The 23480-nt window shown below is 27.5% G+C and carries 22 protein-coding genes and 1 pseudogene; 5 read left to right on the top strand and 18 right to left on the bottom strand.

Features of this window, described 5'->3' with window-relative positions:
• Nucleotides 1-8 precede the first annotated feature (8 nt).
• Both dnaG and AVBRAN12637_RS06890 read left to right on the top strand, forming a co-directional pair.
• Nucleotides 9-1736, top strand: coding sequence for a DNA primase (gene dnaG / locus AVBRAN12637_RS06895; RefSeq protein WP_239803014.1), 1728 nt, complete (start codon nucleotides 9-11; stop codon nucleotides 1734-1736).
• Nucleotides 1737-2708, top strand: a complete 972-nt coding sequence (locus AVBRAN12637_RS06890) for an argininosuccinate synthase domain-containing protein (protein WP_214118699.1) — start codon at nucleotides 1737-1739, stop codon at nucleotides 2706-2708.
• 107 nt (nucleotides 2709-2815) lie between these two features.
• Here the strand turns inward: AVBRAN12637_RS06890 and AVBRAN12637_RS06885 are convergent, their stop codons facing one another.
• The 18 genes and pseudogenes from AVBRAN12637_RS06885 to AVBRAN12637_RS06800 form a co-directional block, all read right to left on the bottom strand.
• Entirely contained in the window at nucleotides 2816-3793 is a 978-nt protein-coding gene (locus AVBRAN12637_RS06885; protein WP_336615054.1) for a hypothetical protein, read from the bottom strand.
• Between the two features lie 14 nt (nucleotides 3794-3807).
• A complete protein-coding gene (locus AVBRAN12637_RS06880; protein WP_336615565.1) occupies nucleotides 3808-4749 on the bottom strand; it encodes a hypothetical protein in 942 nt (313 codons plus the stop codon).
• 377 nt (nucleotides 4750-5126) lie between these two features.
• A complete protein-coding gene (locus tag AVBRAN12637_RS06875) occupies nucleotides 5127-6092 on the bottom strand; it encodes a hypothetical protein (protein ID WP_336615564.1) in 966 nt (321 codons plus the stop codon).
• A 64-nt stretch (nucleotides 6093-6156) separates the two neighbouring features.
• Nucleotides 6157-7164 carry a hypothetical protein gene (locus tag AVBRAN12637_RS06870; protein WP_214120485.1) on the bottom strand — a complete coding sequence of 336 codons (1008 nt, stop codon included), beginning with the start codon at nucleotides 7162-7164 and terminating at the stop codon, nucleotides 6157-6159.
• Nucleotides 7165-7491: 327 nt separating this feature from the next.
• Nucleotides 7492-8412 carry a hypothetical protein gene (locus AVBRAN12637_RS06865; protein WP_336607603.1) on the bottom strand — a complete coding sequence of 307 codons (921 nt, stop codon included), beginning with the start codon at nucleotides 8410-8412 and terminating at the stop codon, nucleotides 7492-7494.
• 31 nt (nucleotides 8413-8443) lie between these two features.
• Nucleotides 8444-8641: a hypothetical protein gene (locus AVBRAN12637_RS06860; RefSeq protein ID WP_214118589.1), complete on the bottom strand. Its 198-nt coding sequence runs from the start codon at nucleotides 8639-8641 to the stop codon at nucleotides 8444-8446.
• A 369-nt stretch (nucleotides 8642-9010) separates the two neighbouring features.
• Entirely contained in the window at nucleotides 9011-9202 is a 192-nt protein-coding gene (locus AVBRAN12637_RS06855) for a hypothetical protein (protein ID WP_214118591.1), read from the bottom strand.
• Nucleotides 9199-11025 carry an RNA polymerase sigma factor RpoD gene (gene rpoD, locus AVBRAN12637_RS06850; RefSeq protein ID WP_214118593.1) on the bottom strand — a complete coding sequence of 609 codons (1827 nt, stop codon included), beginning with the start codon at nucleotides 11023-11025 and terminating at the stop codon, nucleotides 9199-9201. Before rpoD ends, AVBRAN12637_RS06855 begins: the two co-directional genes overlap by 4 nt.
• Before the next feature lie 64 nt (nucleotides 11026-11089).
• Entirely contained in the window at nucleotides 11090-11716 is a 627-nt protein-coding gene (locus tag AVBRAN12637_RS06845) for a uracil-DNA glycosylase (protein WP_336615563.1), read from the bottom strand.
• A complete protein-coding gene (locus AVBRAN12637_RS06840) occupies nucleotides 11697-12218 on the bottom strand; it encodes a ribonuclease HII (RefSeq protein ID WP_214120593.1) in 522 nt (173 codons plus the stop codon). The genes AVBRAN12637_RS06845 and AVBRAN12637_RS06840 overlap by 20 nt, the downstream gene beginning before the upstream one ends.
• Nucleotides 12205-13257, bottom strand: coding sequence for a hypothetical protein (locus tag AVBRAN12637_RS06835; protein ID WP_214118599.1), 1053 nt, complete (start codon nucleotides 13255-13257; stop codon nucleotides 12205-12207). Before AVBRAN12637_RS06835 ends, AVBRAN12637_RS06840 begins: the two co-directional genes overlap by 14 nt.
• The gene (gene pckA / locus AVBRAN12637_RS06830; protein WP_214118600.1) at nucleotides 13254-14813 is read right to left on the bottom strand and encodes a phosphoenolpyruvate carboxykinase (ATP); all 1560 of its coding nucleotides are present in this window, start codon (nucleotides 14811-14813) and stop codon (nucleotides 13254-13256) included. Before pckA ends, AVBRAN12637_RS06835 begins: the two co-directional genes overlap by 4 nt.
• A 32-nt stretch (nucleotides 14814-14845) precedes the next feature.
• Nucleotides 14846-16168: pseudogene (locus tag AVBRAN12637_RS06825) on the bottom strand (sodium-dependent transporter); the annotation flags it as partial.
• A gap of 395 nt (nucleotides 16169-16563) precedes the next feature.
• Nucleotides 16564-17316 (bottom strand): UDP-N-acetylmuramate dehydrogenase, encoded by a 753-nt coding sequence (locus AVBRAN12637_RS06820; protein WP_336608184.1) that lies wholly within the window; start codon nucleotides 17314-17316, stop codon nucleotides 16564-16566.
• Nucleotides 17306-17575, bottom strand: a complete 270-nt coding sequence (locus AVBRAN12637_RS06815; RefSeq protein WP_214118605.1) for a hypothetical protein — start codon at nucleotides 17573-17575, stop codon at nucleotides 17306-17308. Before AVBRAN12637_RS06815 ends, AVBRAN12637_RS06820 begins: the two co-directional genes overlap by 11 nt.
• Nucleotides 17575-18780, bottom strand: coding sequence for a phosphopyruvate hydratase (eno, locus tag AVBRAN12637_RS06810; protein ID WP_336609599.1), 1206 nt, complete (start codon nucleotides 18778-18780; stop codon nucleotides 17575-17577). Before eno ends, AVBRAN12637_RS06815 begins: the two co-directional genes overlap by 1 nt.
• Complete coding sequence (gene recA / locus AVBRAN12637_RS06805) at nucleotides 18758-19813, bottom strand: recombinase RecA (protein ID WP_214118609.1); 1056 nt, start codon at nucleotides 19811-19813, stop codon at nucleotides 18758-18760. Before recA ends, eno begins: the two co-directional genes overlap by 23 nt.
• 13 nt (nucleotides 19814-19826) lie before the next feature.
• Nucleotides 19827-20996 carry an MFS transporter gene (locus tag AVBRAN12637_RS06800; RefSeq protein WP_214118611.1) on the bottom strand — a complete coding sequence of 390 codons (1170 nt, stop codon included), beginning with the start codon at nucleotides 20994-20996 and terminating at the stop codon, nucleotides 19827-19829.
• 63 nt (nucleotides 20997-21059) lie between these two features.
• On the opposite strand from AVBRAN12637_RS06800, the gene thyX reads away from it, so the two are divergent.
• The 3 genes from thyX to AVBRAN12637_RS06785 all read left to right on the top strand — a co-directional run bounded on the left by thyX (nucleotide 21060) and on the right by AVBRAN12637_RS06785 (nucleotide 23474).
• The gene (gene thyX / locus AVBRAN12637_RS06795; RefSeq protein ID WP_336615562.1) at nucleotides 21060-21677 is read left to right on the top strand and encodes an FAD-dependent thymidylate synthase; all 618 of its coding nucleotides are present in this window, start codon (nucleotides 21060-21062) and stop codon (nucleotides 21675-21677) included.
• A 70-nt stretch (nucleotides 21678-21747) separates the two neighbouring features.
• Entirely contained in the window at nucleotides 21748-21957 is a 210-nt protein-coding gene (locus AVBRAN12637_RS06790; RefSeq protein WP_239803025.1) for a helix-turn-helix domain-containing protein, read from the top strand.
• 2 nt (nucleotides 21958-21959) lie between these two features.
• On the top strand, nucleotides 21960-23474 hold the full coding sequence (locus AVBRAN12637_RS06785) for a hypothetical protein (RefSeq protein ID WP_239803026.1): 1515 nt from the start codon (nucleotides 21960-21962) through the stop codon (nucleotides 23472-23474).
• Nucleotides 23475-23480 lie beyond the last annotated feature (6 nt).

Raw genomic sequence — 23480 nt, 5'->3', positions numbered from 1 at the left:
ATACTTTTATGATTACAAACGAGAGCATTCAAAGATTAAAAGATAGCATTAACATTGTTGATTTGATTTCAAACTACATTCCCGTGCATAAAAATGGTGCGAATTATATGTGTGTATGTCCGTTTCACGCTGATAAAAATCCTAGTATGGCTGTTCGTGAAAATGAAGGATATTTTCATTGCTTTGGGTGTGGGGCGAATGGTGATGCTATTAGCTTTATGCAAAAATATCATAATTTAGAATTTATAGAAGCAGTAAAAGAATTAGCAAATATTTATGGCTTTATTTTAGAAGATGATAAAAAAACAAAAATTATTCAAAACAACGACGCTTGTAAAATACTCAACGAATATTATATAAGTGAATTAAATATCCGTGGGAATTTGATTGCCTATCTTGAAAAGCGAAAAATCACAAGGGATTTAAGAATTAAGTTTAATCTTGGCTATGCACCAAGTGCAAATGATACTTTAAGGATTTTGCAAAAATCAAATATAGCTTTAGAACAAGCATTAATAGAAGGGGTAGTTAAAAAAAACGATAATGGAATTTATCCATCTTTTATAGAAAGAATTACCTTTCCAATCTACGATAATACAGGTTATTTAGTAGGTTTTGGAGGACGCACATTAAATCCACAAAATCCTGCAAAATATGTAAATTCTCCCGCTTCAAAACTATTTGATAAAAGTAGTATATTTTACGCTTATCATCTAGCAAAAAATGATATTAATAAACACAAAAGAATGATAATTTGCGAAGGCTATATGGATACAATAAGTCTTCATAAAGCAGGACTTACATATTCAGTAGCAGTGCTAGGAACTGCACTAACAGAGCAACATTTAAAATTAATTAAAAAAGATTGTTTTGTATCTTTATGCTTTGATAAAGATGCAGCGGGAAATGCAGCTGCTTTTAAAGCGGGAGTTTTATTGAGTAAATTTGGCTACAACGCCGAAGTAATAAGGCTAAAAACATATAAAGACCCAGGCGAATACATTGAAAATAATGAAGAATTAAAGCTAAAAACCGAACTAAATAATACTATTAATATAATTAGTTTTTGTATTGAATATATATTTAAAAAAGAATTGAATTTAGATTATATAGACAAATTAAGCATAAGCAAAATTGAACCATTTTTAATCAAACAAGCATATTCAGCTGTGCTAAATTACACCAATACTATTGATAAATTTTTAGCCAATACTCATCTTAAAATATTTTGCGAAAATTATGGGCTTGATTTTGATTTATTAAACGGAATAAAAGCAAAAGTAATAGATAAAAAACCACAAGCTAAACAAACTCAAAGCAATTCTTTAGAAGATGCGATAATTTATTTTTTAGCTATTTCAAAAGCTAATTTTAATATTCTTATTTTAAGAGAATATTTTCATAATAATTTAATTGATGATGTATTAAATAAAAACTACGCAAATGCTAATATGCTAGAGTTTTTAAACAATATTCACCCTACTAAAAAAGTAGATAATATCTTAGTATTTTTTAATAATTTAGCCAATTATTACGCAAGTTGTAATATCCTAAACGCCTTGCTTTTTAAAAATTACGCTAAAGAATTAATAAAAAATCATAAATTAATTCATAGTAATGATGGTTTAAAAAAGGCTTATCATTGCCTAGTAGAACTAATAGCAAATCATAATAAGCAATTAAGCGATGATGAAAGAGCAAGGCTTAAAGATAATATAAGAAAATTAGGAGAATAAATGAAAGCATTAGCTTTATTTAGTGGTGGTCTTGATAGTATGTTATCAATCACTACCATTGCAAAGCAAGGAATAGAAGTTGAAGCTATTCACATTGATACAGGGTTTGGCGGAAAGAATTTCGCCCTTTTAGAGCGTCGTGCAAATATGGCTGGAGCTAGTTTTAGGGTTGTTGATATTAGTAGTAAATACTTGCAAGATGTATTGTTAAATCCAAAATATGGCTATGGAAAGGCTATTAATCCTTGCATTGATTGTCATGGGTATATGTTTAAAACTGCTCTTAGTATGTGTGATGATTTAGGTGCTTCTTTTGTAATTAGTGGAGAAGTGCTAGGTCAGCGTCCAATGAGCCAAAGAGCACAAGCATTAAATAGTGTTGCAAAACTTAGCGAAGATTTAAATAATATCATTTTACGCCCACTTAGTGCAAAATTACTAGCACCTACTATGCCTGAACTTAAAGGCTGGGTTGATAGAGAAAAATTATTTGATTTTAGTGGTAGGGGTAGAACTAGACAAATGGAACTTGCAAAAGTTTATGGTTATAGTGATTATGAAAGCCCTGCTGGTGGGTGTTTGCTAACCTTACAAGCATATAAAAACAAAATCCAAGATTATCTAAAATACAAAACGCTAGATAGTAAAAACGCTGAATTGTTAAGATATGGAAGGCATTTAAGACTGCCAAATGGTGCTAAAATGATAATTTCAAGAAATGAAGAAGAAGGTCTAAAAATCTTAAAATTATTAGATAATGAAGAGATAAAAATGAGCGAAATTAGAACCGATTTAATAGGTGCTATTTCTTTACTTGATAATGACGCTAGTTTAGAAGATATTAAACTTGCTTGTTCTTTAGCACTTGCATATGCAAAAAATCCTACTAATAAAGATTGTGAATTTATGCAAAATAATTATTTTGCTAATGCACTTAGCAAAGATGATGCTCAAAAATACTTTATAGTTTGATGAAATTCTTATTTGAAATTCTAGAATTTAAAATAAGAATTTCAAATTCTAAGATTTTATATAAGTATCAAAATAACTTAATTTTAAGCATAAATAAAATCATAAAACTAGACTTTTATATCTAAGATTTTGTTATTTACTAAATCTTCTACCACACTAATACTTAAGTCAATTTCTACACTATTTGCAATCGCATTTGCACTTTTGCCTAATTTTTCTAAGATTTTATTATCATCGCTTGTAAGTGAATTTAAGCCTTGTTGTTTGATTTTTTGAGTTATTTGCATAAGTTTTGCTAAAAGCTCGGCTTGTTCTAATTCTTTTTCTTTTTGCTTGTTTTTGATTTCTTCGGTACTTTGACCTTCTTTTGCAAAATAAGCAATTGACCTTTGAAATTCATTTTGATAGCGTTTTATATCTGTATTTTTCTCTTTTAATTCACTTTTATAATCTTGTTCTTCGCTAATATTTTCAAAATTAATCTCAGCAAAACTCAAAACCCCATCAAAATCCCTATCACTAGATATTACACTATCTAAATACTCGCTAATACTTGTGCCAATTTCTAAAGTTAATTTATCATATGTTTTAGTATTTATAAATCTTTCATCACTTAATTTATTTACTACATAAATATATCCATTAAACTCGCCATAAACCCCAACTTCAAGCCTTGCATTACTTAATTCATCATTATTTATCCTACCATCTTGATTACTATCAGCTTTTGCAAGTCCTAAATCATAAGCAATTGTTTTAAACCAGCTTGAGACAAAATTAGCAGCATTACCATTTAAAATAAGCTTATCATCACTTAAGATAAAATCAGTTTTATCAAAATGAGCCATTAATTTTTCAATAGTATTTTGACTAAGATTAACTCCTTGAGTATTATTATCAAAACTAAAAACAACATTTATATTGTCTTTATCACTTGTTTTTAGAGCATAATTTTGATTTGTTATATCATCTTTTATAGCATTAATTTGCTCTTGATTTAAATTGTGAAAATTACTCAAATTCGCCTTATGATAGCTAGTATCAAATACTTTTGAAATATCAACATCAAAACCACTAATTCTCATAAAATCTCCTAATATCAAACCTTAATATCAATTAATCTTGTATCGCTTAAATCTTTTTTAAATTCTTTCGTAAAATCTATAAAATCTCCTAGCTTATCATTTGTAATTAATTCTTTTAATTTATCTTCGCTTATTTTTAATTCATTACTTATGTTTTGGATATTAAATTTTTGTAATATTTCTTTTTCGTTATTATCTAAAGATTGTGATTTTTTAAGTTTTGCAATTATATTATTAATTTTAATTTGTTCTTTTACTCTTTTAATTTCTTCTTCTGCCATATCAACATTAGCTTGTTTGTGGAGTGGAATACTTGTAAAAGGTTGATTATCTAAAAATACTCCGTATTCATAAACAATATCTTTAAAATCATATTTTTCAGCAATTGTTATATAACCATCAAGATTTTTATCCATACTAATAGTTTTATCAAGTGCTTTGCTAATACTGCTTACATTATCTTTATTGATAGCAAAAATACTTGGAATATAACTTGCAACTTTAGTAGCTTGTCCTGAACCATCTTTAGTTGGCTCTATATATAAAGAAAATGCTCCTGTAGTATAATCAATTTCTTTTTTATCTACTTCTCCATCGTTATTTCTATCGGCTGCTAAAAAATTACTCTTATACGCTACATCGCTAAACCACCCAGCGACAAAACTTGCTGCATCTTTATCTAAAATAATTCCTTTATTAGTATCAATAAAATTATCTTCATTAAAAAATTCTTTTAATCTATTAATATTCTTGTCACTAAGTTTTACTCCGATATTGCTTTCATCAAATTTAAAAAATACATTGTAATTTTGCTCTTTACTTGTCTTAATCTCAAAATTATTTTTATTTATATTATCTTTTAAATTACTAATATCTTTAGTATTTAATTCTTTAGTTTTAACATTATCAGCCCAAGCAAATGCTATATTTTTTACTTGCGAGATATCTATTTTCATAAGTTTTCCTTAATACTTTTACTAAAGTAATTTAGTAAAAGTATATTAATTTATATTTTAATATTTTGGTAATCTAGGTGGTTTCCAGCCTTCTTTTTGTGGCATTACTCTATCTCTTGCTGAAGAATTAAAAGCTGAACCCCAAGCACCTGACCAAGTAAGAAAGCTATAACCATTTGTATAACTATACCAAGAATACGCACTTGCATTCGTAATAAAACCTAAAGCTAAAATAGCTAAAACTACTTTTTCATTGAAAATCTACTTTCATTAATGATTTGAATTATTATAATTTGATTTTAATTAATACTATTATTATTTTATTTAATGTTTTGATATATTGTAACTTTTAGTAATAATTAATTAAAAATAAAAAATTACACCTTAATATCAATTAATTTTGTATCGTTTAAATCTTTTTTAAATTCTTTTGTAAAATCTATAAAATCACTTAATTTATCATTTGTAATTAATTCTTTTAATTTATCTTCGCTTATTTTTAATTCATTACTTATGTTTTGGATATTAAATTTTTGTAATATTTCTTTTTCGTTATTATCTAAAGATTGTGATTTTTTAAGTTTTGCAATTATATTATTAAGTTTAATTTGTTCTTTTACTCTCTTAAGCTCTTCTTCTGCTATATTAAATTTAATTTTTTTATGTGGAATACTCATAAAAGAGTGATTTTCATCATCATATACAATTCCAAACTCATTTATATAATCTTTATCTTCCACATTCCAATATTCACCCGCTGTAACTTTGCCATCTAAGTCTTTGTCCATATCAATTATAATATCTAATGCCTCACTTAAATCAGACTTACCTTCAATACTATGAGCTATTCTATTTGAATCATAAGTTTCATCTATATTTGTTGCCTTTAGGAAATATTCTTTATTTTTATCTTGTAATAATTCATAATTTACATTAACTAAGTCAAACAAATTCCAAGCTTCTAAAGCCGTAATTTCTCCATCATTGTCTTTATCGGCTGCAAGATAATTTCTTGTATATGCCGTATCAGCAAACCAACCCACTACATAAGACGCTGCGTCTTTATCTAAAATAATTCCTTTATTAGTATCAATAAAATTATCTTCATCAAAAAAGTCTTTTAATCTATTAATATTATTTTCACTAAGCTTTACCCCGATATTATCTTTATCAAGTCTAAAAAATACATTGTAATCTTGCTCTTTATTTGTCTTAAAGCTAAAAGAATTTGAATTAATACTTGCATTTAATTTATTTATATCAAGAGTGTTTAATTCTTTAATTTTTATATCACTTTTCCTAGCAATAGCAGTATTTTTTACTTGCGAGATATCTATTTTCATAAAGTTCCTTAATGTTTATTACCCTAAACTAGCCCATTTTATTACAAAGAATTTAAATTAGAAATTAAGCTTTTATATCAAGTAATTTTGTTTCACTAAGAGTTATTGCAAAATTTCCACTAAAATTTACAAAATCATCTAATTTATTTTCACTTGCTAGGCTTTCTACTTTATCAGGACTTATATTTAGTTTATCACTTATAATCTGTTTTAATTTAAATTCGCTCTCATAAGGTGCAGGGTCAATTCCTAGTTGAATTAATACATCTTTATCACTTTGGTCTAACTTATCAACCCCAAGCTTTTTAATCTTGGCTATTACTTCAGTTAATTTTTCTTCAGCTTTTTCGGCAAGCTGCCTAGAATGCTTAGTAAGTCCATTTATCAAATCATCAAGGCTAATTGCAGGAGCACTAGAACCACTTTCGCTCATAAAATCTTCAAAATATCCCTTTTCACCTACATCCATAAACTCACCAAATGTAATAATACCATCAAGATTTTTATCATCTTTTATAGCATCATTGATAGAATTTGAAATATCTGAATAATAACCATCATTTTTTGGTAAAAAATCACTTTTCTTATAAGTTTTCGTAATAGAATTTGAAACTATATATTTTTCTTTGGTTTTTTCATCGCTTATGAGAACTGCATCTTCATCAAATCCACTTAATGTATTCCTTGCTTCTTTGTGAGTTAATTCTCCGTTATTGTCAATATCTGACTCAAGAAATTTTTGTTTATATGCAATATCACTAAACCATCCAGCGACATAAGAAGCTGCATCTTTATCTAAAATAATTCCTTTATTAGTTTTAATGAAATTATCTTCATCAAAAAAATCTTTTAATTTTTCAATACTAGCTTCATTTAATTTCACTCCAATGTTTTCATTACCAAATTTAAAATAAGTATTATAATCTTGTGCTCTATTTGTTTTAACGCTAAAAGAATTGCTCTTTATACTAGCATTTATACTTGCTAGTTCTTGTGTGCTTAACTCTTTTTTAGCAATATTATCTTGCCACATAATTGGAGTGTTAGAAGTATTGTTAATATAGTGCTTCATAAATAATCCTTAATGTTTATTACTTTAATTAAATATTTAAAAACATAACGGCAATAAAGTCTGCCGTTAAATCAATAATTCATACACATATACTTGCGATATTTATAGCTATAACCAAAATTAATTAGTCTTTAATATCTTTAGAATACTTACAAAAAAGCTATCTTAAAATACCAAAACTTATGATACGAACTAGTATTTTTGTGAAATTAAATATATTAAAATTGATTTGAATTATTATAATTTGATTTTATTTAATACTATTACTATTTTATTTAATATCTTGATAAATTGTAACTTTTAGTAACATTAAATTAAAAAAATATTTTAAACCTTAATGTTAATTAATTTTATATTATTTAATTCTTCTAAAAAGTCTTTAGTAAAATCTATAAAATCATCTAATTTATTATTTTTAACCAATTCATTTATTTTATCTTCACCTATTATATTTATTAGATTAATTTCTATATTTAAAGAATTTAAGATTTTTTTCTCATCTTCACTAAGCTTACTATAATCATCGTTATTTATTTTTATAAGAGCATTAGCTAAATCGCTTTGTCTTTTGATATCTTCTTGAGTTGCTTTAGCAATACTTTGTTGCAATTTATTTTTATCAATATTATTCATAATTATTTCTACTACATAATTAATCCCAGCTACTCCGTTTTTCTCCAGACCTGTTATTGCTAAATCATAATTTTTATCATCTTGAATATAATAATTCATCATATTACTAATACTTGTATAGTTTTGCAATTCTCCTAAAAGCTCCAGACAATCTATATCAGTTTTACTAATATTAGTAAAAACATTGCTATTTGGAAATTGAAGTTTTATATCTAACATTTCAGTTTTATTTAAAACACCATTTTTATTAATATCTGCATTTAAATAGTTTTGCTTAAAAGCAACATAATTAAACCAAGAACCAACATAAGAAGCAGCGTCTTTTTGCAAAATCAATTTATCATCAAAATATTTAAAATTATCTTCATTAAAAAATTCTTGTAATTTTTCACGATTTTTATTGCTTAAATCAAATCCTATTGTTTTTTGATTAAAAGAAAAATAAGTATTGTAAAAATCATTTTTATTAGTTTTATACTCGGTATTATATATACTTTTTACATCAGTAGCCTTTACTTGCTCTGCTTGATTAAAAACAACTTGGTTTAAAGCTCTAATATCTTTACACACAACATTCAAAATAGGCTTAGTAATATTAGTATTTGATAATCTCATATTAATCCTTTTAGGTAAGACAATTGCTTACCTAAAATAACCTATTCCAATTATCCCTAATAGTCATACCTTGCATAGCACAAGTATATAACGTTGCACACTTAAATTTAAAGGTATTATTTGTTGGAGGATAACCATAATAAGACATATCTCCAAATCTATTATAAGAATATGCGCTAGCACTCGTAATAAAACCTAAAGCCAAAATAGCTAAAACTGCTTTTTTCATTGAAATTCTCCTTTCATTAATGATTTGAATTATTATAATTTGATTTTAATTAATACTATTATTATTTTATTTAATATTTTGATATATTGTAACTTTTAGTAACATTAAATTAAGTAAATTAAAAATATTTAATTTTTAACCCCTAGCAATGTTAGAAATGTTTTAGAATATATCTTATAGCTATATTAAATTGATTGTTAATATTCAAATCAGCACTGAAAATTCTTTCATAACCTAGATTTAATCTCAAATCGTTATTTAGATTATAATCTTAACTAATATTAAAATAAAATTGATTGTTTTTTTGCTTTATAAATTCTAAGCTATAAAAAGGCTTTTTAATAATAATTTTAAAAAGCCTTTTAAAATTCAAATCTCTTTGCCTAATTTAAAGCCAAGTTCTTCTAAGCATTTGCTAAGATAATCTTTATCATCGCAATCAATGATAATTGTTTTTAAATCATCACTAAAAGTAATATTATTAAACTCATCTTCTAAATTATCTTTAATTTTTTTAACACAATGAGAGCAATTTACATTAAATATTTCATATTTTTTCACGAACTTGCTCCTTTTAATTGTTTTCCGTATTTAGGGAATTTAAGTTTTTTAATAGCTGTGCTTTCTATTTGTCTTACACGCTCACGAGTGATTTTTAACTCACTTCCTATCTCTTCAAGAGTTCTATCACTCTCATCATCAGTTAGTCCAAAACGAAGTTTAATAACGGTTTTTTCCCTTTCATTAAGTTGCTCTAAAACTCCATTTATTTGCTCTTTTAAATCTTCTTTTAAAATATGCTCAAGCGGACTAATGCTACTTCTATCTTCTACGCTATCACCAAATCTTCCATCATCATCACTTCCAACAGGTGCGTCAAGACTTACAGGTTCTTTTGCTATTTTCATAACTTGCTTAACCTTATCTTCACTCATACCTATTTCTTTAGCAATTTCATCAATTGTAGGCTCTTTTCCACATTCTTGCACACGCTTTTTACTAAATTTATTAATCTTATTAATCGTATCAATCATATGGATTGGAATTCTAATTGTCCTTGCTTGATCAGCTACTGCACGGCTAATTGCTTGTCTAATCCACCAAGTAGCATAAGTTGAGAATTTATATCCACGCTTATATTCAAACTTATCAACCGCTTTCATAAGACCGATATTTCCTTCTTGAATAAGGTCAAGAAATGCTAAACCACGATTAGTATAGCGTTTAGCAATACTTACAACTAATCTTAAGTTTGACCTAGCCATCTTACCTTTTGCAGTATCGCTAATATTTTTACCACGCTTGATTTGCTCTAAAATCTCTTTTAATCTTTCTTTATCCATATCAAAGCAATTTTCACTAGCTTCTTTTGTCTGGAATAGCTTTTTAATCTCCATATAAGTGCTAACCATAGTATTTTCTAAAGCTAATTCTGTGATTTCTTCTTTACTTAAATTGGTAATATTATCTAAGATTTTTTTATGTCTTTCTTTTAATTCATCACTAAACATAGGCAAACGATATTCTAAGCGTTTTAATTCTTTATCAAAATCTACATCACTTTTTAAAACCGTTTCCATAGATTTTACAATTTCATTAATTAGTTTAGAAGTTGGCCCTAAAGCTAATAATTTTTCTTTTAAAATATTCTTTTTGAAAGCAATATTTATATGATTTTGCAATTCATCTTTGCTAAGTTGCTCTTTGTGTGAGCTTTTTAACCATTCTTTTTTTGCCTTTTCTAAAGCTTTAAAGCTTTCAATTACTTTAATTGCTCTTTTATCTTCTTTTAAAGATTTTACAGGCTTTCTTTCTTCATCGCTATCATCTAATTCATCTTCTTCTAAATCTTCTTCATTTTCATCTTCATCATTATCAAAATTCTTAAACAATTCTTTCACACGACGCTCGCGATTAATTAAAGCATCTTTATAGTCTAATATGAAATCAATTAGATAAGGAACGCTACAAAAAGCGTCAATTATAATATCTTCGCCAAGTTCAATTCTTTTGCTTATTTCAACTTCTTCTTCTTTGCTAAGCAAATCAATCTGCCCCATCTCTCTTAAATACATTCTAACAGGGCTTTCACTTCTACTAATTTCGCTTAAATCATAATCTTTGCTTAAATCGCCTTCTAATTCATTTTCTCTTAATAATTCTCTTTGTTTTGCTCTTTCTTTTGCTTCTTTTAGATTTCTCATTTTAGCAATTTCTGCCGAGCTTAGAAGATTTACATTATATTCTTTTACTAAATTCTTAATAGTCTTTATATTTGCTGCTGTTGGAGCTTTTTTAAATAACTTAACTATCATCTCATAAGTTAAATAATCATCTGTATTGTCCTTAAACAAAACCTCTAATTCTTTATCTAAATCTGCCATTTTTGCTCCTTTTTGAAAAAACTTACATTATACAAAAGATTAATAAATTAAGCATTATTAAAAACTATTCTAACCAATTAATTAGGCTTTTATTTTTTGATTTTAAGTATTCATTACATTTTAAAAAATGTTGATTGTTAAAAAATTTACCCCTTGCAAGTGGACTTGGATGAGCCGAGCTTAATATTAAATGCCTTTTAGTATCAATATATTTTGCATAATTATTTGCAAAACTCCCCCACAACATAAAGACTAAATTATCATAATCATTATTAATCCTTTGTATAACATAAAGGAAAAAATCTTCCCATAAATGCTTGTGAGAATTAGGTTTGCTCTTTTGCACGCTTAAACTTGCATTTAATAATGCCACGCCTTGTCTTGCTAAATAGCTCAAATCACTTTGTAAAAATACAGCTTCATTTGGATAATCATTTAAGATTTCTTTAAAAATATTTCTTAAACTAGGTGGAATTTTAATACTAGATGAAAACGCTAAACCATCAGCACTTCCATCGTGATATGGGTCTTGACCTATTATTATTACTTTTGGAATTTCACATAATTTAAAGGCTTTAAATAAATCCTTTTTTTGTGGATAAATTATATTATTTTCATATTCGTAATCTAAAGCCTTTAAAAGCTCTTTACCCTTAGCAGTAGCTAAATAATCATCTACTATATTTAGCACAAAAACTCCTTCTATGTAATAAACTTAAGCCGTGAATTTTAATAGCTTCTATGTGAGTTTTGGTTCCATAGCCTTTATGAGATTTAAAATCATATAAATTATCATCTAAATTAGCCATAAAATTATCCCTACTAACCTTAGCTAAAATACTAGCAGCCATAACGCAAGGCTCTATCTCATCAGCATTTATTAGAGTTTTTATACCCATTCCATAATCAGTATTACCATCAAATAATAATTCATCTTTTTCAAAATGCTCTATAATTTCTCCTAAAGCTTTTTGATAAGCCGCTCTAATTCCATTTAAATCTATATATTCATTATCAACAAAAACTACTAAATAATCAGAGTTTTGCTTAATTATCTCATACAAATTCTCACGCTTTTTTGCACTTAGTTTTTTACTATCATTTAATTCGTTTATATTTATTTTTAACTTACAAGCTGCAAGCACTAATGGACCCGCAAACGCTCCACGCCCAGCTTCATCAATCCCAATCATTTAATTCCTTTGAAATTAGCCAAGTATTTAAAGTAAGTCCTATAAATCTAATTTCATCATTAACGAAATTAAATTGCTCGTTTAATGATAAAACTAAGATATTTTTAAGCCCTAATTCTTTGGCTTTTTTGCTTAATTTTTTGCTTTTTAGTTTTATAAAATCTTTATTAGTAAAAGCTTCGCATAGTATTCCTAAACTAGCCGAACTAATAATAAAATTTATATCATCATCATAAAAAATCTCATCATAAACCATCAAAAGTTCATTAGCTATTAAATTCTCATAAGTTTTAGAAAAATCCTTTTTAAAACTAAGTGAGTTTTTCATTGAAAAATCATAAAAATAAGGTTTTTTTAGATTTTTTTTAATATGCTTTACCCAGTGCAATAAAAATCTATCTTCTAAAGAATAAACGCATTTAAAAAAATCATTTTTTGCTATTTTTTTATGTTTTAAAAACTCACTAAAAAGACTTAAAATACTTGTTTGAACGCCTATTTTTAAAGCTAATTCTTTAAGAGTGATTATTTCGTTTTCGCTTAAATGCTGTTTTAAAATAGCTTGAGTATTTAAAGCAGCGTTAAGTGGGTCTAAATCCACATTAGCAGGATTTTGCCCTAATAATAAATAATTTGATAAATGCTCACTAGGGCTATAATTTTTCTTTGAAAATGAAATAAATTCTTCATAATCTAAAAAATTAAGCCTTATTTTAATAAAGTCTTTATAAGAATAATTTTTATTAGAGCTTAATATATAACAACGCTCTAAATTTCCTAATTCAAATTCTAAAAAAGGCTCATTTATTATTAGATTTTTGATTTTATTTTTTTCTATGAAGCTTTTAAAATCAGCATTTATAAATCTTAAATCACTCATATTAATATAAGTAAATTCATCTAAATTATAAAATGCTAAAGATTTTTTACCACTAGAAATTGCCCCATAAATTAGGGCAAATCGTGGTAAGGTATCTAGTTTTCTTGGTTTTAAACCATCTTTGTTTATTTTAAATTGTAAAAAACTATCTAGGCTCATAGCTTAGGACTAGCGTCTAAAAACTCATTAGCCTTATCGCCGTATCTTTTGAAATTCTCTATAAACATTTTTGCTAATTTATCTCTTGTAGCTATGAAATCAGCTTCATTTTCCCAAGTTTTAATAGGATTTAATAATCTTTCATCAACTCCATCTAAACTCTTTGGAACTGCTAAATTAAATACATCATAATTGTAATATTCACAATTTTGAATAGAGCCATCTAAAATAGCGTTAATGCAAGACCTAGTTGCTTTTATACTCATTCTTTTACCAACGCCATAACTTCCACCGCTCCAACCGGTATTTACTAAATATACATTTACATTGTGTTTTTTAATCTTTTCGCCCAATAATTTCGCATAAACACTAGGACTAAGCGGCATAAATGGTTCGCCAAAACAAGCAGAGAATGTAGCAACAGGCTCTTTTATACCACGCTCAGTTCCTGCAACTTTTGCAGTATATCCACTTAAAAAATAATACATTGCTTGAGTGTTGTTTAGTTTTGATACAGGAGGTAAAACGCCAAAAGCATCAGCACATAAGAAAATTATATTAGATGGATGACCTGCTTTTAAACTTGGTTCGTGATTTTCAATATGCTCTATTGGATAGCTTACACGAGTGTTTTCTGTCTTACTAGCATCACAAAAATCAACTTCTTTAGTGCAAGTTATAACTACATTTTCAAGTAAAGCATTTCTCTTAATCGCTGCGTAAATTTCAGGCTCACTATTTGGGTCAAGATTAATACATTTTGCATAACAACCACCTTCGTAGTTAAACACACCATTATCATCCCAACCATGCTCATCATCACCTATTAAAGCACGATTTGCGTCTGTGCTAAGAGTAGTTTTACCTGTGCCACTAAGACCAAAAAATAAACAAACATCTCCATCTTTACCAACATTCGCACTACAATGCATACTCATCTTACCTTGTAAAGGCAGCCAGTAATTCATCATAGAAAACACACCTTTTTTCATCTCGCCACCATACCAAGTGCCAAGAATTAATCCTATGTTATTTTCTATATCAAATCCTACGAATACATCGCTATTTAAATCTTGATATTTATACATTTCATTTTTTAATTTGCACGCATTTATGATTACAAAATCAGGTTTGAAGTCTTTAAGTTCTTCATCACTTGGGCGAATAAACATATTTTTAACAAAATGTGCTTGCCACGCAATTTCTGTTATAAATCTTATTTTTTTTCTACTATCAAGGCTAGCTCCACAAAATACATCCATAACATAAAGCTTTTTGCCATTTAAATATTCTTTTGCTCTTCTTAAATTATCATCAAAAATATCTTTAGTGCAAGCCCTATTTACATTGCCCCACGCTATATTTTCACTTGATGGATGAGAATTTACAAAATACTTATCCTTAGGGCTTCTACCCGTAAAAATACCTGTATCAACTGCAAATGTGTCATTTTGACAAACTTCACCTTCACGGCACTCTAACTCGTGAGCTCTTAACTCATCATAACTTAAATTGTAAAAAATCTTCTCCGGCTTTATGCCTAAATCTTCTAACATTTTTAACTCCTGTAAATAAAAATTGCCTAATTCTACTTTAAAAAACTTCCTAAGGGGTAAAAATTATTAATTAATATCAAAATTATTATAATTGGTGTTACAAATCTTAAAAAAATAAAATAAAACTTAGTTAAATTTTTGCCAAATATAGGTAAAAAGATTTTAAAGAATGAATATCTTTTCATTAAAAATCCAGCATAAATACTAGAAAACAACACTCCTAAAGGAAGCATTATATTACTTGTGAAAAAATCTAAAGCATCAAAAGTATTAAAGCTAAGCTTATTAGCCATTCCAAGAAGAGCTAAAATACCTATTATATAAACAAAAATTCCAATAATAATCAAAGCTTTTTTTCTACTCATTTTATTTTCAAGATAAAAAGTAAATGGCTCAATCATAGAAACAGCACTCGTAATTCCTGCAAAAAATAAAGCTATAAAAAAGCTAAATGATAAAATCTCACCTAAAAAACCAAATTTTGAAAATAAAGTAGCAAGGCTAACAAATACAAGTCCTGCTCCACTCTCATTAGGATTTGCTCCGAATTTAAATACAAAAGTAAAAACAATAAGTCCCATCATAAGACCTATTAAAAGATTTATAAACACTACAAATAAACTTGATTTTAAAATATTAGTTTTTTCATCTAAACTAGCAGCATAAGTGCTAATACAACCTATCCCAAGACATAAAGTAAAAAGACTAAGTCCTAAAGCATCAAGCAAAGAATTAAGCCCTAATTTAGAAAAGTCAGGTTTAAATAAAAACTCACACGCATCTAAAAATCCATCTTGAGTAAAGCTAAAACCTAGCATTAATAAAAGTATTACAAATAATGCAGGCATTAAAATCACATTTAATTTCTCAATCCCATTAATTATCCCGCGACTAACTATATAAATAGTCATAAAAAAGCAAACACTAAAGCAAATTATGCTAATAAATAAATTCTCGCCTATTGCATTATTAAAAAGCGCTCCTGCTTCATCTAAGGTATTAGGTAAAGAAAAACTTAAAAATATATAGTGAAATACTAAAGATAAAACCACTAAATAAAACGATAATACAAGTATTCCAGTGAGCATAAAAACTCCACCCATTTTGCATAATTTTGGCTTAAATCTAGCAAGGGTAAAATAACTCGTAGCTAAATCACTTTTAGTAATTTTTCCTAATGCAATTTCTGCTAAAAATAAAGATAAACCTAAGGTTAAACATAAGAATAAATAAAGTAAAACAAAGGCAGAACCACCATTAGTCCCAACCATTGTAGGAAATTTCCACGCATTTCCAAGTCCAACAGCACCACCCGCAAGGGCTAAAACAAAACCTACTTTAGAAAAAGTGCTCCTAGCTGAGCCAAAGTAAACTCCTCATAATAATCTCCTTTTTTAAAAAAATAAGCCAAAATAATAACCTAAAAGATAGCAAAATGCAAGGAAATTAAAAATTATTTGTATATTTTGAATAAAAATATTAATTTTAATGATATTTTAAGATTAATTGCCTAAATCAATAAGATAAAAGCTTTAAATAATTTCAAAACTAAGCAAAATAGAATAAGCCGTAAATGTCAATAAACCTACTAAAATCAATACAAATATGATAATTTTGAAAATATTCAAAACAAATTCCTTAGAATATAAATAATTTATTAAATTTTTAAATTGATAATGATTATAATACCCCCCCCCATTAACAAAAGTAAATAAATTAAAAATTTTTTGAATTATTTTTATATTGGAATTTAATTTAAAATAAGAACTTCAGGTTCTAAAAGTATTTTAAATTGCTTTAAAACCTCATCTTGTGCTAGATTTATCAAATACAATGCGTCTTCAAAACTAGCTTTATTAAAATTTATTAAGAAATTTGCGTGCATTTCGCTAATCTTTGCACCGCCTTTTACCTTGCCTTTAAGCCCTGCTTTATCAATCAATGCTCCTGCACTAAAGCCTTGTGGGTTTTTAAAAATACTACCAAAACTAGCACCTTTTGGCTGATTTTCTCGCATTTTGCTAAATTGTTCTACTAATTCAAGGCTAAAACCTTTGTTTAATCTAAGTCTAATAGCATAAATTGTGCCTTTTATATCACTATTTCTATAAGTAAAATTTGGCTTAATCCATTCATTATCAACATTTACTTCTAAAATATAATTTTTTATTTCAAATTCTTTCATTCCTGCATTCATTTTAGTAATACCGCCCATTTGTCCTGGTAGGTGCGATAAGAATTCTAAACCTGTTAGATTGTTTTTCTTACAATAATTAAATAATTTATATGAGCTAGTTCTAGCCCCTATTTCTAAATAATCATTATATTCTTTAATATATTCGTATTTTTTGCCTAAAATTGCAAGATTTTTAGGCTGATTGATTAGCAAATTACTAGCATTTCCAATGACTAAATAATCGTGTTTAATCATCTCATCAATTACTTTTACTTCACAATTTGCGCCGATTTTTACGCTTGAGTATTTTGAAAAATCAATTATCATAATCGCCTTGAATGCTTAGCAATTCAAAATAATCTTTTTGCAATTGTGCATTGGTTTTATTAAGCTCGTATATTTGATTTTTTAGCTTTTCTATCCTTGCATCTAGCATCATAGTTGTCTCTATTGATGATTTAGAAAACAATATCGCAAAAAGCCCAAAAAATAAAATAAATACATAAAGGGCAATTTCTAAAATGCCCTTTGTAAAAATCTTTAAATTAGACTTTTTATAATTATGATTGTCTAATAATTCTTGCATTAAAATCCTGCTTCAATTTCAAGCAATCTATTATATTTAGCTGTTCTTTCTCCCCTTGCAGGAGCACCTGTTTTAATATACTTGCAAACTAATGAAAAATCAGCTATGAAATTATCTTCACTCTCCCCACTTCTATGGCTCATTATAGTATTATAGCCATTTGCGTGAGCTAGTTTAATAGCGTCTATTGTTTGAGAGATTGAGCCGATTTGATTAGGCTTGATTAAAATCGCATTTGCCATACCTTCATCTATGCCTTTTTGTAATAATTTAACATTAGTTACAAATAAATCATCTCCTACTAATTGTGTTCTTGAGCCGATTTTTTTAGTTAAATTAACCCAGCCTTCATAATCTTGCTCTGCAAGTGCATCTTCTATGCTTAAAATAGGATATTTTAATAATTTTTCATACTCATTAATCATCTCATCGCTGCTTAGCTTTTTGCCCTCATAATCATATTTTCCATCACTATAAAGCTCACTTGCTGCAACATCTAATGCTAGATTGATTTTGCCACTAAAACCTGCTTTATTAATAGCTTCTAACAATAATTCAATAGCTTCTTCATTGCTTCTTAAATTAGGTGCAAATCCACCTTCATCTCCTAATGCTGTGCTTAAGCCTTTTTGCTTTAAAATATCTTTTAAAGTATGATAAGTAATTGCACTTGAGAATAATTTTTCTTTAAAAGTATCAAAACCCGTTGGAAGCAACATAAACTCTTGAATATCTATATTATTATCAGCATGAGCTCCACCATTTAATACATTTAGCATAGGTGTAGGAAGTGCGTTAAACTCTCCACATAAATATCTATATAATGGTAAATTACTAGCATTTGCTCCTGCTTTTGCAACTGCCATTGAAATTCCTAAAACTGCATTAGCACCTAAGCTAGAATAATTACTCGTGCCATCAACTGCTAATAAATGCTCATCAATTTCTCTTTGATTAAATACGCATTTGCCTATTAGTCCAGCTGCAACATGCTTAGCATTATTTACTGCTTTACTTACGCTTTTACCGAAGAAATAGCTCCCACCATCTCTTAATTCTAAAGCTTCATTAATCCCTGTGCTAGCACCACTTGGAACTATTGCTTCACCACTTATACCATTTTCTAAAACTACCTTAACCTTAACGCTAGGATTACCCCTACTATCTAGCACTTCAAGTGCATCAATCTTCGCTATTTTCACCAACTTCTCCTTCTAATGTAATATCATCGCCTATACTAGCTTTAATTTTTTCTGCAATTTCATTTGCTATTTCTTTGTTTTCTTTTAAGAAAATTTTAGCATTTTCTCTACCTTGACCTAGTTTATTACCACCATAGCTAAGCCAAGCACCACTTTTATCTACAATATCAAGCTTAATACCATAATCAATTAATTCGCCTTCGTAGCTAATGCCTTCTCCATACATAATATCAAATTCTGCTGTTTTAAATGGAGGTGCAACTTTATTTTTAACTATTTTTGCTTTTGTTCTATTTCCAATAGGCTCTTCGCCTTGTTTTAATGTAGCGGTTTTTCTAATATCAATTCTTACACTTGCATAGAACTTAAGTGCATTTCCACCCGTTGTTGTCTCTGGGCTTCCATAACCTGTTTGACCTATTTTCATACGAATTTGATTTATGAAAATTACCATTGAGTTCATCTTGCTAACTACTGAAGTAAGTTTTCTTAAAGCTTGGCTCATAAGTCTTGCTTGAAGACCTACATGAGTATCTCCCATCTCTCCATCAATTTCAGCCTTAGGAGTAAGTGCAGCAACACTATCTACTACTATAAGCTCTACCGCTCCACTACTTGCTAAGCGTTCTACAATCTCTAATGCTTCTTCTCCGCAACTTGGTTGAGATACTAAAACATCATCAATATTTACGCCTAAATTCTTAGCATACACAGGGTCAAGTGCGTGTTCAGCGTCAATAAAAGCACAAGTATAACCCATCTTTTGAGCTTGAGCTACGATTTGAAGTGTTAGCGTTGTCTTACCACTACTTTCTGGCCCATAAATCTCTACTATTCTTCCTTTAGGAACTCCACCAATTCCAAGTGCAATATCTAGCCCAAGTGAGCCTGTAGAAATTGGCTCAGCCTTTACAATAGGCTTATCTCCAAATCTAACAATAGCACCTTCTCCACAAGCTTTATTAATGCCTTTTAATGCAGCTTCAAGGGCTTTTGCCTTATCTTCAATTACTGCTGTTTCTTTTGCTTTTGCCATACCTTTCCTTTTTTTAATTTCTTAATTTGATTTTTAACCTAAGATTATAAATAAATAAGAATATTGCAATAAACATAGCTATTAAAAATGCGTCTCTTGGATGATGAAGATTGAAAATATGTTCTAATAATTCATCTATTAATGGACTAGAAAATTGTCCGCTAAATGTCGCAATACTAGCTAATGCCATATTTGTAGCTAGGTTTTGTTTTTTACTTCTAGTGCTAATTTGCGAAAACAAAAATGGTAAGCTAAAGCCAACTGCAAGACCATTTAAAATAGCTGCAATTATTCCTATTATTAGCATTAAATTAATTCCTGCGATTTCTATATGTTCGCTAAATCTTATAGCAAAAAGTAAAAAGGCTAAAATATAAATAAATGCTCCTAAGATTTTGATTTTTGTTCTAATTTTTTTAACAACTTTATGTAAATTCATAGAAGCAATTGCACCAAACAAGCCATTAAATCCCATAATTACACCAATAAAACTTGCGCTAATAATTTGCTCTTTTTGATAAATTATTGAAAAATTATTCGTAAAATTAAAAAACAAAACTTGGACTAAAAATAAATTAATATAAATTCCACTAAGATTTTTTATATTTCTTAAATCTATTTTCTTTTTCTTCTCCGCTATTTTTATATTAGGTAAAAAAATCATATTTAAAACAAATAAAACCAAAGCAAAAAGATATATTAAAAAGCTATATTGCCAAGAAATTGACGCTAAAAAGCCAGAAAAACTAACGGTAATAACTGCTCCTAATTGATTACACATTGCACTAAGTCCCATTAGTTTTCCTTGCTCTTCTTTTTTAAATAAAAAGCCAAGTAAAGAAACACTTAATGGCATTAAAAAGCCAGTGCCTAAGCCTAAAATCGCTCTAAACACCAAAACCTGAATTATGTCATCTAAGAAAAACGGAGCAACCCCGCCAACTATAAACAATATAAAACCTATAAAAGCAAGTTGCTTAACGCTTAAATAATTTGCTAATTTTGCAAAAATTAAGCTTGAAAAGATAATAAAAAGTGAAGGTAAAGTAATAATTAATTTAATAAGTAATTCACTATCATTTGAAAAATGCTTAGCAATAAGTCCTAAAGCAGGTGCAACGGCAGCTCCACCTGTAACGGTTGCTAAGGAAATACTTAAAATTGAGATTTTTAGCATATTCATTGAAGTTTCCTTAAGATTTATATAAAAAAACTATAATGAAAAAAATCAAATTAAAGGCAAATAATGAGAATTACACTACTTAATTACACCCCACTAAATATCTGTTCTCACGCTATGAGAACTTGTTGGCAAAGCTTTGATAAAGGCGATAACGGAGGAGAAAAAGATTGCGAACTAATAAATCGTATCGGAAATATTTATAAGCACTCTAGCACGCTTGAACATTTAAATTATAATTTTTATATTCAAGGCATTTCAAGAGCTTGTTTGCAAGAATTAGCAAGACATCGCCACGCAAGTTTATCAGTAAAAAGCACTAGATATACTCTAAAAGAACTAAGAAATGAAAGTGAGTTTAAGGAATTTGATTTTGCTAATGCACAAAAATATATTGTGCTAACTGGAAATCGCTTGGTTGATAATGCTAGTATTTGTGCTTTAGAAAAACTAAGAATTATTTTAAATACCGAAGGAATGACACAAGATATTGCTAAATATGCCTTGCCAGAATGTTATAAAACCGAGCTTACTTGGAGTATAAATGCAAGAGCTTTACAAAATTTCTTAACTCTTAGAACTAGTAAAGCTGCACTTAAAGAGATTAGAGAACTTGCATTTAATATCTATGAAGCTTTACCTAAAGATCATAAATTCATTTTCAAAGGTTGCTTACAAGAATAAGTGTTACTTATTGTATGTAGATAAATAATCTCTAAGCTGTCATAATCTATAAAAAAATTATGGAGCTTAGATGCAAAAATTATCATATATTTTTTCAAAAAATCTTAAAAAATATAGAACTACTGCTAATTTATCACAAGAAGAATTGGCATTTAGATCGGGATTGCATAGAACTTATATCTCAGCTGTAGAAAGAAATCTTAGAAATATATCTATAAATAATATTGAAAAAATAGCAAATGCATTAAATATTAAAGCTTCTCAATTATTAGAGGAGTAACAATGAATACTCATAATAATTCTCATGGTTTTAAAAATGAAATACAATTTGTTGATTATTTAAATCAAACACACATAAATGATTTAAATTTAAATATGAAAAATTTTATAAAAGATTTATGTGATTACCAAAATATTAGATTTTCAAATGAATTAAAAATTAGTGCAAAACTGGTAACAAATAATAAAGTAAAACAAGATTTTTATATTTTTATAAATGATGTTAAATATGGAATTAGTCTAAAGCTTGGAAGTGGCAATAGCTGTCATCAAGAAAAAGTAGATGAATTTTGTAATTTTATAAAAACCAATTTAAATGCAAGTGATGATATATGTAATTTAATTAAGTTTTTTGTTTATTCAGATGAGACATTTGATGGAAGTGGCGATATATCTAATAGAATTAATAGTAAAGTATTTAAACTTAAATACCCAGATAAAATCAATAGTATTCAAAATTTTTTAAATAAACATAAAAAAGAATTAATAGAACGCTTTATATTTGTAGGAAAATACAATTCAACTGTAGATTTCATATATCATGGCAATATTGAAAATGGAGTATGGTTAAGTAAAACTGAAATTATTAATTTTTTGATAAATACAAACAATAAGAGTAAATCTGCACTTAATATATCTCACTTAAGTTTTCAATCTTGGAATTTATCATTAAGTGGTAACTCAGAACACAAAAGAGGTCAAATTCAAGTCAAATATTCTTCTATGAAAAAAGATTTAAACCAACTTATGATGAAAAAGAGTTCTAATATTGGAACATTTTTTGGTGATAAAGAAGAAGATTTTTTAGTTTCTACTTTAAATAAAAATAAAAGTGATAGCAAATGGAAAACCATATTGCCAAATATAAATAATTATGAAAATATATTTTTAGTCCGTGTCAAAAAAAGAATATATTCTAATCTAAGCCATAAAAATGTAATGCCAAAGGCTGATGTGTATGCTGTTTATATCAATAATATTAATAAAAGCAAATTGTTGCTCAATCAATATATATTGTATGAAAATGAGCAATATAAAAAAATTGAAAAAACAGGAATTTCAATCAAATTAAAAAATTCAAAAAACTACACAATTTGCAAATTTAGCAAAGAATCGTTTATAAAAGCATTTTCTAAATATTGCGATTTTGCGCTTGAATTATTTTTTGCGAATTTAATATATGTAAATGAAAGTGAATTGTTTAAAAATAAATTTATATTAGATAATTTAAAAATTAACTTAACAAACCTTAATAAGTTATTTAATAATAATTACTTTCATGATATAAAATATTATACATATATAAAAAAAGAAAGTGAAAATATTTTAAGAAATATCATTGATTCTGATATAAATTTAAAAAAAGCTATTTTTCAAGGTTTAGGATGGTTTAACGAACCTTATGTAGCACATTTTATATATAAAAATTCAGAGTTAACTAAAAATATCATAACGAATTATACAATAACAACAGGCTCGGGAAGAAGCAAAGGTAATTATACAATTATTATCAAATAAGGATTT

It is taken from the genome of Campylobacter sp. RM12637, assembly GCF_020137645.1.
Classification (GTDB): domain Bacteria; phylum Campylobacterota; class Campylobacteria; order Campylobacterales; family Campylobacteraceae; genus Campylobacter_E.
Note: the sequence above shows the minus strand (reverse complement) of the source record. Positions and strands in the feature narration are given on the sequence as shown.